The sequence below is a fragment of the Serratia sp. 121840015-1 genome (genome assembly GCF_053627655.1).
Map to the genome: position 1 here is coordinate 2,653,057 of NZ_JBSEYF010000001.1, position 14,180 is coordinate 2,667,236.

The 14,180-nt window shown below is 62.2% G+C and carries 14 protein-coding genes; 8 read left to right on the forward strand and 6 right to left on the reverse strand.

The window, feature by feature from the left end:
* Window positions 1–9: 9 nt before the first annotated feature.
* Complete coding sequence (locus ACUXAC_RS12890; RefSeq protein WP_454266690.1) at window positions 10–930, reverse strand: LysR substrate-binding domain-containing protein; 921 nt, start codon at window positions 928–930, stop codon at window positions 10–12.
* A gap of 118 nt (window positions 931–1,048) precedes the next feature.
* On the opposite strand from ACUXAC_RS12890, the gene ACUXAC_RS12895 reads away from it, so the two are divergent.
* Together ACUXAC_RS12895 and ACUXAC_RS12900 are read left to right on the forward strand one after the other, a co-directional pair.
* The gene (locus tag ACUXAC_RS12895; RefSeq protein ID WP_060421041.1) at window positions 1,049–2,203 is read left to right on the forward strand and encodes a pyridoxal phosphate-dependent aminotransferase; all 1,155 of its coding nucleotides are present in this window, start codon (window positions 1,049–1,051) and stop codon (window positions 2,201–2,203) included.
* 34 nt (window positions 2,204–2,237) lie between these two features.
* Window positions 2,238–3,017: an ABC transporter substrate-binding protein gene (locus tag ACUXAC_RS12900; RefSeq protein WP_060421038.1), complete on the forward strand. Its 780-nt coding sequence runs from the start codon at window positions 2,238–2,240 to the stop codon at window positions 3,015–3,017.
* 34 nt (window positions 3,018–3,051) lie between these two features.
* Here the strand turns inward: ACUXAC_RS12900 and ddlA are convergent, their stop codons facing one another.
* Window positions 3,052–4,155, reverse strand: a complete 1,104-nt coding sequence (ddlA, locus tag ACUXAC_RS12905) for a D-alanine--D-alanine ligase (protein ID WP_060387420.1) — start codon at window positions 4,153–4,155, stop codon at window positions 3,052–3,054.
* A 168-nt stretch (window positions 4,156–4,323) separates the two neighbouring features.
* Between ddlA and ACUXAC_RS12910 the strand changes: the two genes are divergently transcribed.
* From ACUXAC_RS12910 to ACUXAC_RS12930, 5 genes are all read left to right on the forward strand, one after another.
* Window positions 4,324–4,527: a ParD-like family protein gene (locus ACUXAC_RS12910; protein ID WP_006324220.1), complete on the forward strand. Its 204-nt coding sequence runs from the start codon at window positions 4,324–4,326 to the stop codon at window positions 4,525–4,527.
* Window positions 4,524–5,318 (forward strand): type I methionyl aminopeptidase, encoded by a 795-nt coding sequence (gene map / locus ACUXAC_RS12915; protein WP_084826624.1) that lies wholly within the window; start codon window positions 4,524–4,526, stop codon window positions 5,316–5,318. The genes ACUXAC_RS12910 and map overlap by 4 nt, the downstream gene beginning before the upstream one ends.
* Before the next feature lie 125 nt (window positions 5,319–5,443).
* Window positions 5,444–7,150 (forward strand): D-lactate dehydrogenase, encoded by a 1,707-nt coding sequence (gene dld / locus ACUXAC_RS12920; RefSeq protein ID WP_060421028.1) that lies wholly within the window; start codon window positions 5,444–5,446, stop codon window positions 7,148–7,150.
* Between the two features lie 231 nt (window positions 7,151–7,381).
* Window positions 7,382–7,807 carry a PAS domain-containing protein gene (locus tag ACUXAC_RS12925; RefSeq protein WP_060421025.1) on the forward strand — a complete coding sequence of 142 codons (426 nt, stop codon included), beginning with the start codon at window positions 7,382–7,384 and terminating at the stop codon, window positions 7,805–7,807.
* A 5-nt stretch (window positions 7,808–7,812) separates the two neighbouring features.
* Window positions 7,813–9,336, forward strand: a complete 1,524-nt coding sequence (locus ACUXAC_RS12930) for a flavodoxin domain-containing protein (RefSeq protein ID WP_089185653.1) — start codon at window positions 7,813–7,815, stop codon at window positions 9,334–9,336.
* Window positions 9,337–9,349: 13 nt separating this feature from the next.
* Here the strand turns inward: ACUXAC_RS12930 and ACUXAC_RS12935 are convergent, their stop codons facing one another.
* From ACUXAC_RS12935 to ACUXAC_RS12945, 3 genes are read right to left on the reverse strand one after another with little or no spacing between them, the layout of a single operon-like run.
* On the reverse strand, window positions 9,350–10,357 hold the full coding sequence (locus tag ACUXAC_RS12935) for a FecCD family ABC transporter permease (protein WP_089185652.1): 1,008 nt from the start codon (window positions 10,355–10,357) through the stop codon (window positions 9,350–9,352).
* On the reverse strand, window positions 10,354–11,310 hold the full coding sequence (locus tag ACUXAC_RS12940; RefSeq protein ID WP_060440463.1) for an ABC transporter substrate-binding protein: 957 nt from the start codon (window positions 11,308–11,310) through the stop codon (window positions 10,354–10,356). The genes ACUXAC_RS12935 and ACUXAC_RS12940 overlap by 4 nt, the downstream gene beginning before the upstream one ends.
* Window positions 11,311–11,326: 16 nt before the next feature.
* On the reverse strand, window positions 11,327–12,043 hold the full coding sequence (locus tag ACUXAC_RS12945) for an ABC transporter ATP-binding protein (protein ID WP_060421015.1): 717 nt from the start codon (window positions 12,041–12,043) through the stop codon (window positions 11,327–11,329).
* Window positions 12,044–12,608: 565 nt separating this feature from the next.
* On the opposite strand from ACUXAC_RS12945, the gene ACUXAC_RS12950 reads away from it, so the two are divergent.
* On the forward strand, window positions 12,609–13,460 hold the full coding sequence (locus ACUXAC_RS12950; RefSeq protein WP_060421010.1) for a DMT family transporter: 852 nt from the start codon (window positions 12,609–12,611) through the stop codon (window positions 13,458–13,460).
* A 57-nt stretch (window positions 13,461–13,517) separates the two neighbouring features.
* Here the strand turns inward: ACUXAC_RS12950 and ACUXAC_RS12955 are convergent, their stop codons facing one another.
* A complete protein-coding gene (locus ACUXAC_RS12955; RefSeq protein ID WP_004939641.1) occupies window positions 13,518–14,108 on the reverse strand; it encodes a Yip1 family protein in 591 nt (196 codons plus the stop codon).
* Window positions 14,109–14,180: the final 72 nt, after the last annotated feature.

A 14,180-nucleotide genomic window follows, 5' to 3' on the forward strand; every position in this document is an offset into this window, starting at 1 on the left:
CGGTAATGTTTACAAAGCATTACAGGTTATCGGCAGGTAATTCTGCAGCCGGGCGCGGCTGTCGGCGGCCTCCGCCGTCAGAAAATCGATCAGCGGCGCCAACGCCGGCGGCGGCGCCCCGCGTTCAGGATAGACCAGATAATAGGCCGCGCCGCTGCTGACGCAGAGCGGGAAAGGCGTGACGACGCGCCGCGCCTGAATATCCTCCTCCAGCAGGCACAGATCGCCGATGGCGATGCCGAACCCCTGCAGCGCGGCGCTCATCGCCAGATCGAGAGTATCGAAATGCTGAGCCTTGCCGGACGGCAGCGCATCGGCCCCCGCCGCCTTCAGCCAGCGCAGCCAGTCGCGCCGATCGCGCGTCGGGTGCAGCAGGGTTTTGTCCGTCAAATCCGCCAGCCGGGGCGCCGGCGGCAGAAACGTCGGCGTGCAGACCGGCGTGAGGATTTCGTCGAACAGCAGGTGCGCGGTCAGTTTTTTACCCGGCGGCCGGCCGAATACCACCGCGGCGTCAAACTGCTCGGTGCTGAAATCCAGGCCGTGCGACACCGAGGCGGTCAGCTCGATATGCATGTCCGGCCGTTCATTCTGCAGGCGAATCACGCGCGGCAGCACCCAGCGCATCGCGCAGGTCGGGCATTTGATGCGCAGCGCCCCGGGCGGGGCGGCGGCCCGCGTCAGCGCCTCGTCCAGCTGCCCCAGCGCCTGCTGCACCGGCGCCAGCAGTTGCACGCCCTGCGGCGTCAGCGCCAAACCGCGCGCCTGGCGGCTGAACAGCGGATAACCCAGGCGCTGCTCCAGCCCGAGAATTTGCCGGCTGACCGCCCCCTGCGTCAGGTGCAGCTCCCGGGCGGCATGGGTAAAGTTGAGGCGTTGCGCCACCACCACGAAGGTTTTCAACACGTCGAGCGACGGCAGGGATATCGGCATAGCGGGCCTCGAGTAGGTATGATCGTAGTGCATGGCAAGTATGACAAACTTTCCCTTGTCCGCCTACGCCGGCTGATGCTTAATCGCTCAACACTTCCCTGTTTGCCTGGAGCCCATCATGCAGAGCGCCTGTTCATCCCGCTCGAAGCTGCCGGACGTCGGCACCACCATTTTCACCGTCATTGGCCAACTCAGCGCAGAACATCAGGCCCTCAATCTGTCGCAGGGCGCGCCCAACTTCGCCGGCGACCCGCAGCTGATCGAGGCTACGGCGCAAGCCATGCGCACAGGTCATAACCAATACGCGCCGATGAGCGGCGTGGCGGCGTTACGTGCTGCTCTGGCGGAAAAAGCTGAACGATTGTATGGCGCACGCTATGACGCCGACGAAGAAATCACGGTGATCGCCAGCGCCAGCGAAGGGCTGTACTCGGCGATCAGCGCGCTGGTGCATCCCGGCGACGAGGTGATCTATTTCGAACCGGCGTTCGACAGCTATGCGCCAATCGTGCGCCTACAGGGCGCCACGCCGGTGGCGATCAAACTGTCGCTGCAGGATTTTCGCGTCGACTGGGACGAAGTGGCCGCCGCCATCAACGGCAAAACGCGCATGATCATCATCAACACGCCGCACAACCCGACCGGAGCGGTGTTTGACGAGCACGACATCGAACGCCTGACCGCCCTGACCCGCGACACCGACATCGTGATCCTGTCCGACGAGGTCTACGAACACGTGGTGTTCGACGGCGAAATTCACCACAGCATGGCGCGCTATCCGCAGCTGGCGGAACGCAGCGTGATCGTGTCGTCGTTCGGTAAAACCTACCACGTCACCGGCTGGCGCGTCGGCTACTGCCTGGCGCCGGCGGCGCTGATGGACGAGATCCGCAAGGTGCACCAGTTTATGGTGTTCTCCGCCGATACGCCGATGCAGCACGCCTTCGCCGCCGCGCTCGCCAACCCGCAGAGCTACCTGGGGCTGGCGGCGTTTTACCAACAAAAGCGCGATCTGCTGGCCAGCGCCTTGCAGGATTCGCGCTTTGAGCTGCTGCCCAGCCACGGCAGCTTCTTCATGCTGGCCCGTTTTAGCGGCTTCAGTCACGAAAGCGACAATGATTTCGCCGTACGCTTGATCCGCGAAGCGAAGGTGGCGACGATCCCGCTGTCGGCGTTCTACAGCGACGGCACCAATACCGGCCTAATCCGGCTGAGTTTTTCCAAAGATAACGAGACCCTGCTGGAAGGCGCGCGCCGCCTGAGCCAGGCGTAATTTTTTGTCCGACCATGGGAAAGGGGCACTGCCTATGAAAGCACTGAAAACGCTGTTCGCCGCCGGATGCCTGCTGGCCGCCGGCACTTCGCTGGCGGCGGAAAACAGCCTGCGCTTCGGCCTGGAAGCGCTGTATCCGCCGTTCGAATCCAAATCCGCCAGCGGCAAACTGGAAGGGTTCGACATCGAACTGGGCGACGCGGTATGCGCCGCCGCGCAGTTGAAATGCAGCTGGGTGGAAACCTCGTTCGACAGCCTGATCCCGGCATTGCAGGCGCGCAAGTTCGACGCCATCAACTCGGCGATGAACGTGACCGAACAGCGGCGTCAGGCGATCGCCTTTACCGACGCCATCTATCAGGTGCCGAACCGCCTGATCGCCAAGGCCGACAGCGGCCTGCTGCCGGACGCCAAATCGCTGGCGGGCAAACACGTGGGCGTGCTGCAAGGATCGATTCAGGAGATTTACGCCAAAACCCATTGGGCGCCGGCGGGCGTGGACGTGGTGTCTTATCAGGATCAGAATCAGGTTTACCTCGATCTGGCGGCCGGTCGGCTCGACGCCACGCTGGTGATGGCGCCGTCGGGGCAAAGCGGCTTCCTGTCGCAGCCGGACGGCAAAGGCTTCGCCTTCGTCGGCGAGGCGGTGCGCGACGACAAAATCCTCGGTGAAGGTATCGCCTTCGGCCTGCGTAAAGGGGATGAGGCGCTGAAGAAAAAACTGGATGCCGCCATCGCCAAAGTGAAACAGCAAGGCACGGTGGCGGCGCTGTCGAAGAAGTATTTCGGCGACATCGACGTGACGGTGAAATGATAGACGGGGGCGGCACCGCCGCCCCCTGCCACGTTTAGCGATCGAATACCGAACTGTTCAGCGCACGATCCTGCTGGTGGCGTTCCAGCGCCAATTCGATCAGGCGCGTGATCAGCGCCTGATAGCTGACGCCGCTGGCGGCCCACAGCTTGGGATACATGCTGATGTTGGTGAAGCCCGGCAGCGTGTTGATTTCGTTGATTACCACCTGGTTGTCCGGCGTCAGGAACACATCCACCCGCGCCAGTCCGAAGCACTCCAGCGTGCGGAACGCCTTCAGCGCCACCTCGCGGATGTGGTCGCTCACTTCCGGCGCGATTGCCGCCGGCACCACCACCTGAGCGCCCTGCTCATTGATGTATTTGGTGTCGTAAGAATAGAAGGCGTCGCTCAGCACGATCTCGCCGCACACGCTGGCCTGCGGATCGTCGTTGCCCAGCACCGCGCACTCGATCTCGCGGCCGACGATCGCCGACTCCACCAGCACCTTATGATCGAAGCTGAAGGCCAGCGATACCGCCGCGTCGAACTCGGCGCGGTTTTCCACCTTGCTGACCCCGACCGAGGAGCCCTGGTTGGCCGGCTTGACGAACAGCGGCAGGCCGAGGCGCTCGCTCAGTTGCTCAAACGTGAATCCGGCGCGGTTGGCGCGCGTCAGGGTGACGAACGGCGCCACCGCCAGCCCGGCGTCGCGCAACAGGCGCTTGGTCACGTCTTTGTCCATGCTGACCGCCGAGCCGAGCACGCCGGCGCCGACGAACGGCATATTGGCCATGCGCAGCAGCCCCTGCAGCGAGCCGTCCTCCCCCAGCGTGCCGTGCACGATCGGGAAGATGACGTCCAGTTGGCCCAGCGCGCCGGCGCTGCCCGCTTCGATCAGCTGTTGTTTTTCCTGGCCCGGGATCAGCGCCACGTTCTTGTTCGAGCGGTTCAGCGCGATCAGCGCCGGGTTCTCGGCGTTGAGCAGGTAGTTGGAGGCGTCGTTGATGTGCCACTGCCCCTGTTTGTCGATCCCCAGCAGCGTGACATCAAACTTCTCTTTGTCGATTGCATCCACAATGTTTTTGGCCGACTGCAGCGACACCTCATGCTCCGCCGATTTACCGCCAAAAATCACCCCAACACGTAGTTTAGTCACGCCTTAAATCCTTCTGAAAAATCATGGCAAAAAAGTCGTTCATCACAATAAACGCATTGTCTGGCGGCGGCAATCGTTGTTGCCAGAATCTTCTTACGCCACAGAATGCCACATCGCCACCATCCTAAACGTATACACTTCGTATATCGTTCACTTAGGGAGACGCCGATGGGCATCGTAAAAATTTCAGACGCGCTGCATGACGATCTGCGCCTCGCCAGCCTGACCATGACGCGTTCGATCAACGCGCAGGCTGAATACTGGATCAAAATCGGCATGCTGGCGGAATTCCATCCGGAACTGACCTACCCGCAGCTGGTAAAAAAGATGATGAAAGATAACGCGCTGACGCTGAAGGAGATTGTCGGGTGAAACAGATTGTGATTAAAACGCCGGAAGAGATTGCCAAAATGCGCCATTCCGGCGCCCTGCTGGCGAAAGTGTTTGCTATGCTCGATGAGGTTATCGTCGAAGGCATCTCCACCATGGAGATCAACGACCGCGCCGAGGCGTTTATCGTCGACGAGCTGAAGTCGCGCCCGGCCAGCAAAGGGCAGTATGATTTCCCCTATGTGCTCAACACCTCAATCGACGATGTGGTGTGCCACGGGGTGCCGTCGGCCAGCAAAATCCTGCGTTCCGGCATGATTATCAACGTAGACATCACGCTGGAAAACGGCGGCTATATCGCCGACTCCAGCAAGATGTACTGCGTCGGCCAGGTGACGCCGCTGGCCAAACGGCTGGTGAACAACGTCTATGAATCGATGTGGCAGGGCATTCGCGCGGTAAAACCGGGCGCTACCCTGGGCGATATCGGCCATGCCGTCCAGCGGCACGCCGAGCAGGCCGGCTACAGCATCGTGCGGGAGTATTGCGGCCACGGCATCGGCCGCGATATGCATGAAGAGCCGGCGGTGTTGCACTACGGTCAACCCGGCAGCGGTATGGTGCTACAGGAAGGCATGGTGTTCACCATCGAGCCGATGATCAATCAGGGCGACCGCCGCATCAAGCAGAAGAAAGACGGCTGGACGGTGGTGACGCGCGACAAAAAACTGTCGGCGCAGTGGGAGCACACCGTGGCGGTCACCGCCGACGGCGTGGAGATCCTGACGCTACGCGACGAAGAGCGCCGGGCCGGCTACGCCGAGCGCTACTAAACCCGCAAGCCATTAGCCTGGCAAGCTGATAGCTTAATAAGTTATTTAATTTATAACCTCTTAGCTTATATGCGGCACTCCGGCGCCGCGGTTAAAGCGACGGGGATGACAGGGAGACAGGCAGCATGCAGTCAGGCAATCAGGCATTTATCAACCAGCTTAAAGACATCGTCGGCGGCCCGCAGCTGTTGACCGGCGATCGCAACACCGAGCGCTATCGCAAGGGGTTCCGCTCCGGCGAAGGCCAGGCGCTGGCGGTGGTGTTTCCCACCAGCCTGCTGCAGCTGTGGCGCATTCTGCAGGCCTGCGTGGCCGCCGACAAAATCGTCATCATGCAGGCCGCCAATACCGGCCTGACCGAAGGATCGACCCCCAGCGGCAACGACTATGACCGCGATATCGTCATCGTCAGCACCCTGCGCCTCGACCATATTCAGGTGCTGGATAACGGCAAGCAGGTGGTCGGCTTCCCCGGCAGCACCCTGCACCACCTCGAGAAATTGCTCAAGCCCTACGGCCGTGAACCGCATTCGGTGATCGGCTCCTCCTGCATCGGCGCCTCGGTGATCGGCGGCGTGTGCAACAACTCCGGCGGCTCGCTGGTGAAACGCGGCCCGGCCTATACCGAAATGGCGCTGTACGCCCAGCTAGGGGAAGACGGCCAGCTGCGCCTGGTGAACCATCTGGGCATCCGCCTCGGCGACACGCCGGAAGAGATCCTCACCCGGCTGGAAAAAGGCGACTATCGCCCGACAGACGTCGAGTACGGCGAGCTGCGCGCCTCGGATAACGAGTACGCCAGCCGGGTGCGTGACGTCGATGCCGACACCCCTTCCCGCTTCAACGCCGACAAACGCCGCCTGTACGAGGCCTCCGGCTGCGCCGGCAAGCTGGCGGTGTTCGCGGTGCGACTCGACACCTTCGAGAAAGAAGGCAAAGAGCAGGTGTTTTATATCGGCACCAACGACACCGCGGTGCTGACCGAACTGCGCCGCCACATGCTGAGCCAGTTCGAAAACCTGCCGGTGGCCGGTGAGTACATGCACCGCGATATCTTCGACATCGCCGAGGTGTACGGCAAAGACACCTTCATGATGATCGACAAGCTCGGCACCGATCAGATGCCGCGCTTCTTCACCCTGAAAGGCCGTATGGACGCCAGCCTCAACAAGCTGCCGCTGCTGCCGCACAACCTGACCGATCGGCTGATGCAGGGCCTGAGCCATCTGGCGCCGAGCCACCTGCCGAAGCGCATGAAGGAATACCGCGAACGTTTCGAACATCACCTGCTGCTGAAGATGGCCGGCCCCGGCGTAGACGAAGCGCAGCGCTACCTGACCGAGTACTTCGCCCAGGCCGAAGGCGCTTTCTTCACCTGCACGCCTGACGAAGGCAAAAAGGCCTTCCTGCACCGCTTCGCCGCCGCCGGCGCCGCCGTGCGCTACCATGCGGTGCACGCCGACAAGGTGGAGGATATTCTGGCGCTGGATATCGCCCTGCGCCGCAACGACACCGACTGGTTCGAAACCCTGCCGCCGGAGATCGACAGCCAGCTGGTGCATAAGCTGTATTACGGCCACTTTATGTGCCACGTCTTCCATCAGGACTACGTGGTGAAAAAGGGCGTCGACAGCCACGCGCTGAAGGAAAAAATGCTCGAGATCCTCAACCGGCGCGGCGCCGAGTACCCAGCGGAACATAACGTCGGCCACCTGTACCACGCCAAGGCAGATCTGCAGGCGTTCTACCGCACCGCCGATCCGACCAACAGCTTCAACCCCGGCATCGGCAAAACCAGCAAACGTAAAGGCTGGGCCGAAAACCCCCGCTAAGACCGCCCGATTAGCCCGCCGCCGCACCCGGCGCGGGCTTCCTCTCCCCCTGCCTGCCTCGTCGTGACCTTTCTGCGCCCTTAAAGATGTATTTTTATTGCAACTTATAAATTTCCCGATTACCATTCACCGCACAATCGCAAATGAGAATCAATTACAAAGCTGTCATGACGGATACATGGCATCCGCCGTGGCAATCACCGCGAAGTTGTTAATGAGAAGGAACCTACCATGAGTCAAACCCTCGATTCCGCCCAGCTGTTGTCCGCACTCGATAAAGTGATGGTGATCTCCACCACCGATCTGCAGGGCACCATCACCTACGTCAACGATCTGTTTTGCCAGCTGACCGGCTTTTCCCGGGAAGAGCTGGTGGGCCAGCCCCACAGCATCGTGCGCCACCCTTCCGTGCCGAAAGCGGTTTACAAAGCGATGTGGGACACCATCAAGGCAGGCGGCATCTGGACCGGCATCATTCCGAACGTCGGCAAAGGCGGCGTGCTGTACGTGGTCGACACCACGGTGCAGCCGCTGTATGACGCCCAGGGCAATATCGCGGCCTATATCAGCATCCGCCGCGTGATCAACGATCTGATGACCGACTTCGAATCGGTGGAATTCGCCAAAGAACAGTTCGACAACCACTACGACAAGTAACCGCCATGGCCGACCTTATCGAACGCATCCTGATTGGTTACGGTTCGGAGTCGGGCAACGCCCGGGCGCTGGCGATGCGCCTGGGCGAGCAAAGCAGCCTGCAACCCTACCGCCCCGTCGTGAAAGAACTCAACGCCATCCAGCCCGCCGATGTGGGCGAACGTGACGCCCTGCTGATCGTCTCCAGCTCATTTGGCGACGGCGAACCGCCCGCCAACGCCGAGCGTTTTTCCGACGCGCTGGCGCAATGGCCGGATCGCCACCGGTTGCGCTACGCCATCTTCGGTCTCGGCGACACCGCGTACCCGCATTTCTGCGGCTTCACGCAGGCGCTGGATGCACGTCTGACGCAATACGGCGCCCGCGCCATCATCAATCGCGTCGACGCCGACGTTAACTTCGAACCGTTCTTCGCAACCTGGCTGACGACGCTGGAGAAGGTGCTGGCCGGCGATGCCCAGGCCGGCCGCGATTTGCATCTGCGCGTGACCGCCTACGGCGAAGACCATGCGTTCAGCGCCGCCCTCCTTGAACGGCGGCCGCTCAGCGCACGCACGCCGCAGGCCTGGCACCTGCGGTTGAATATCGCCGGCAGCGGCATCGTTTACCGGGCTGGGGATACCGTCTATCTGTTGCCGGAGAACGACGAAGGATTATTGACCCGGCTGGCTGACTGGCTCGGCAGGCCGGAGGCCGCTGACGCGCTGCGCCGCCGGGAACTGCGCCAGCTCAGCAAAACGACGCTGCGCGAACTGGCGCAGTTGGCCGACAGCGAAGAGCTCAAAGGCTTGCTCAAGATCCGCCAGCGCAAAGCCCTAGAGAGCTATCTGTACGGCGCCGATCTGCTGGACGTACTGCACGATTTTTGCCCGCCGCAGACGGTCACGCTGGAGAACCTGTTGGCGCTGCTGCCCGTTTGCCTGCCGCGCGCCTACTCCATCGCTTCGGCAACGCGGGTAGAGAGCCTCGACCTGTGCGTGCGCGACGTACGATATGAACGCGACGGCCGCACCCGGCGCGGCACGGCGACCGGCTGGCTGCTCAGCCAACCCGGCCCTTTCCGCCTCTTCTGCCGCGCCAACCCCGGCTTTTACCTGCCGCGCGATACCACCGTACCGGTGCTGCTTATCGGTACCGGTACCGGCATCGCGCCCTTGATAGGCTTGCTGCGCGAAATGGCCGCCCAGGGTGAACGGCGCGAAACCGTGCTGATCTTCGGCGAAAAACGGCGCGATGAAGACTTCCTGTATCGCGAGGAATTGGCTGCACTGAACGCCGCGGGCGTACTCACGCGCCTCATCACCGCCTTCTCGCGCGACGCCGCCGCCAAATATTATGTGCAGCATGCGATCGGCGAGCATGCCGATGCCATCAGCGGCCTGCTGCGGCGGGGAGCGCATGTCTACCTGTGCGGCAATCGCCAGTATCTGGAACATGCCGTGGCGACGGCGCTAGAGCAAGCCTGCGGGGCGGAAAACCTGTGGCAGACGCTGATTGAACAGCAGCGCCTGCATCTGGAGCTCTATTGAAACAGGGTGGCGTTCATCGTTCCGCACGCAGCAGCAAGGACACGATGAACGCGCCCCCCAGCCCGGCCGTAATGATGCCGATAGGCAGCTCCTGATGGGGGATCAGACTGCGGCTGAGCATGTCGCCGCCGGTCAGCAGCGTCGCCCCCAGCAGGCCGCACATCGGCACGGCCAAACGGTGGCGCACGCCCACCAGGCGCCGAGCCAGGTAGGGCACCATCAGCCCGACAAAGCCGATCACGCCCGTCAGCGAAACGAGAAACGCCGTGGACAGTGCGCAGCACAGAAAGGTCTCGGTGCGCAGGCGCGCCACGTTGACCCCCATCGAATGGGCGGTTTGCTCGCCCGCCAGCAGCGCGTCCAGCGCCCGCCAACGCAGCGCCGTAAACCCGGCCAGCAGCACGAAACTCGCCAGCGGAATGAACAGATTATCCCAACGCGCCAGCCCCAGCCCGCCGAGCGACCAGAACAACACCGAACCGGCCGCCCGCTGATCGCCGGAAAACACCAGGTAGCTGGTGAGCGCGCTGAACAAAAACGAGACCGCCAGGCCGCAGACGATCAGCTGCTCGGCGCGCCTGACCCGGCCGACGCGAAACAGGATCATCACCGCCAAGGCGGACAAAACGCCGCCGGCGAAGGCGGACAGCGGCAACGTCAGCGCGCCCAGCGCATCGCCGAAGCGCGTGATGACCAGCACCGCGCCGGCGGAGGCGCCGGAGGAGAGCCCAAACAAAAAAGGATCGGCCAGCTCATTGCGGGTGGTGGTCTGCAGCAGCGCGCCGGTCATCGCCAGCCCGGCGCCGGTCAAGGCCGCCAGCAAGGCTCTGGGCACCCGCAGTTGCACGACGATAGTGTCCAGCATGCCGGAGAGGGGCGCCGATGAAAGCCCCAATGCCGCCATCGTCTGCCGCCATGACAGCGCGACGCTGCCCAGCTGCAGGCTCCAGATCATTAACCCGCACAATACCGACAGCGCCAACGGCGCGAGCAGCATAAACCGCCGGGTCGGCGAGTTCATTCAGCCTCCGGCGCGTACAGCGCCCGCGCCAGCTTTTCCACTGCGCCGATGTTGGCCGGCCCCGGCGTCAGCTCCGCATACTGCAGTTTCAGATAGCGATGGTGCCGTACGGCAGGCGTTAATTTCATCAACGGGTGGGACTCGAGGAAGCGCCGCAGCGCATCGGCGCCCGATCCGGTCTGGTAATCCAGCAGAATAATGAAGTCGGGCTCGGCCGCCGCTACCGCCTCCCAGGACGCCGTCGTCCAGCTCGCCGGCAAGCCGTCCATCACGTTGCGGCCGCCGGCCGCTTCGATGATCGCCGTCGGCATCGCGTATTTGCCGCTGGTGAAAGGCTTCTCCTCCCCCGAGTCATAGACGAATACCTTGAGCGGCGCCTGGCCCGCCGGCCTGGCGGGCAGCGCAGCCAACCGGCGCTGCCAGCCCTCAACCAGCGCGGTGGCCTCTTGCCGCTTGCCGAAAATCTTGCCGAGCTTCAGCTCATCGTCATACAGCAGATTCATATCGGCCTTCTGCGGCCGCCCGCCGGCCTGTACGCAGCTCTCGCTCAGCACCAGCGTTTTGATGCCGAACGGGGCAAGCTTCTCCGGCGTGACGTCGCCGCCGATCTTCATGCCGTAATTCCAGCCGGCGAAAAAGAAATCCGGCTGTGCCGCCAGCAGCGTTTCCAAAGCGGGATATTTCGGCGCCAGTTCGGGAATGGCGCCCATCGCGGCCTTGAAGTCGGGCGTCAGTTTGTACCAGCCGGTGATGCCGGTCAGCCCGACAATGCGATCCTGCAGATGCAGTGCAAAGGCCATCTCGGCCATGTTGATGTCGTTGATGACGGCGCGCTGCGGCGCCTGGTTGAAGGTGACCGGCACACCGCAGCTTTCTACGGTGACGGGAAAATGTTCGGCCGCCGCCGACCTGGCGGCCAGCAGCAGAAGCAGGATGAATACGCGTGCGTTCATGTTTCTCTCTGGTTGATCAAGCACAATGGGGAACGTCAAAAATGCGCAGCGTTTTCCCGCTGACGGGATGCGCCACCTTGAAACTGTTCATGCCGAACACCGGCAAAATCACCGGAGTTTGCAACACCGCCTCGGGCGTACCACAGGCTACCTGGCGGCTTTCGTTCAGCACCAGGATCCGATCGGCAAACGCCTCTGCCACGGGCAAATCGTGCAGCACCGCAATCACGGCAATCTCTTTATTTTTCACTAACGACAGCAGCGCCGAGCGCCCGGGCGGATCGAGGTGATTGGTCGGTTCATCCAGCAACAACAGATCGGGAGACTGTGCCAACGCCCGGGCCAGCGCGGCGCGCTGACGCTGGCCGCCCGAGAGCCGCCCCAGCGGATGGTGCCTGAGCGGCGCCAGCCCGGTTTCCCCGATGGCTTCGTCAACGATGCGTTTTCCCGCCGCAGAGCGTTCGCCATGCGGTAAACGGCCCAACGCCACGTAGTCCTCAACCGACAGCCGCAAATCCGGCGAATCGTTTTGCGCCAGAAAGGCGATGCTTTTGGCGCGTTCCGCCGCCGGCCACTCGGACAAGGCCCGCCCTCGCCAGTGAATGCCGCCGCTGTCCGGCCGCGTTTCGCCGATCAGGGCACGCAGCAGGCTGGACTTGCCGCTGCCGTTAGGGCCGATCACCGCCAGCTTCTCACCGGCGCGCAGCGCGAAATGGATGTTGTCGAGTATCAATGCCCCGCCGTGGCCGGTCAGGCTAACTCCATCAACGTGGAGGATGTCGTGAACTGGATTCATCATGCATTAATTGTTATATTATAACATATCGATATTTTTATCACGATTGCCCGCCTTCTGCAAAAGCGAATCGCAACGTCTTTTGCCGTGCCCCCTGCGTCAACACTGCGCGGCCAAAGCAACATAGCACAGCCTTTTATTAATGATAATGATTTTCATTATCAATTAAGTAATGATGATTTCCGATTGCGCATCCCGGCGAACTTGGTTATGTTTGAAGCGATTAGTTTCATTGCCGATTTTCAGGAACTCACATGACCTACCTGGCGCACAGCACAGATCCGACAGACGCGACCGTTCCGGCCGTCGTTTTGCTGTGTGCTTCCTCCGCTCCACCCGCCGTTTCCTCTGTCGTTTCAGCGGTTGCCGCTTACCCGCCGCGCATTGTGGTTGTGCGCTAAGCCAAACCGACTTTTTACCTCCGGCTTATTGATCTGTTGCGTTCAGGCGTAGACCGCCGCGCGCGCCGGAGCCTGTAATTTTCACGACAGGTGAAATTGACATGCGATTACCTTCTCTCTGGGCCAATGCCGGCCTGGCTACGCTGTTCGTCCTGCTTTGGAGCAGCGGCGCGATCTTCTCCCGTTGGGGGTTGGAGCACGCCTCCGCCTTCGCTTTCCTGTTCTTCCGCTGCGCCATCGCGCTGGCGGTGCTGTTGGCCATCGGCCTGTGGCAGCGCCAGTGCCTGCCCGCTCCCGGCACCCGCCGGCGCGTCGCGCTGATTGGCGTGTTGATGATCGGCAGCTATCAAATCTGCTATCTGCTGGCGCTGGAACAGGGTATTACGCCCGGCGTGCTGGCGACGTTGCTCGGCGTACAGCCGATCCTCACCCAGTTCATCACCGAACGGCGCTGCACCGGGCTGCGGGCGCTCGGCCTGGCGCTGGCAATGGTCGGGCTGACGCTGGTGGTGTACCAAAGCCTGATGGTGGCCCACTTCTCGCTGAGCGGCATGCTGTTCGCCTTTATCGCGCTGGGCTGCATGACCGCCGGCACCCTGCTGCAAAAAGGCATGACGCAGCCGCCGCTGGCGGTCTTGCCGCTGCAGTATGCCGTCGGGTTGCTGATGTGTACGCTGGCGCTGCCGTTTGAGCCGCTGCGGGTCGAATGGCGGCCGGCGTTCGTACTGCCGCTGCTGTGGATGGCGGTGGTAATCTCGGTGCTGGCGACCTTCTTGCTGTATCGCCTGATCCAGCGCGGCAACCTGGTGCAGGTCACCAGCCTGTTCTATCTGATCCCGGCGGTGACCGCCCTGCTGGACTACCTGTTGCTCGGCCACGCGCTGGCGGCGCTGAGCCTGCTGGGCATGGCGGGCATCGTGCTCGGTGTGATGCTGGTTTTCCGCCGCGTATAAAAGCAAAAGCCCCCGCGCCGTTCCACCGGCGCGGGGGCGATAACAACAGCCGTTAACTCAGAACAACCAGGAACCGTACCCCCACAGCAGCACCGTCACCCCAAGCAACAGCTCGAGCAACAGGATACCGATAGCGAAGGTCGAGCTGGAGAAGATGAACCCTTCCTTACTGTCGATATTCAGGAAGTGCGGGATCCCCAGATTCAGCAGATAGCCCGAATAGCACAGGCCGATAATGCCGACAAACAGACACAGCCAGACGACCGGATAGAGCGCCACAATCCCGCTGAGGAACATCGGGGTCGCCACGTAGCCGGCGAACACCATGCAGCGGTGCAGGCTGGGGCGCGATTCATAGCGCCGCGCCATCCAGTGAATGACTTTCCCCATGGCCGCTACGCCCGCCAGCATCAGCAGGTAAAACGCCACGGCGGTATAAAGCGCGGTAAACATGTCGAGCCTGATGGCATGTCCCTCGCCGGAGAGCCAGCCCAACTGGGTGGTGCCGATAAAGGCGCAGACCACCGGGATGGCTGCCAAGAGCAACACGTGATGGGTGTATAGGTGCGAGACGCTTTCATTCTCGCTTTTGATCTGTTCGAACTCGGCGCTGGGATGCGCCAGAAGTCCCCAAACATGACTGACCATGAGACACCTCCTATCTCGCCGTAGGCCGCGATCGGCGAACGAATTTCACACCTCCGACGGACAGCTACCCGT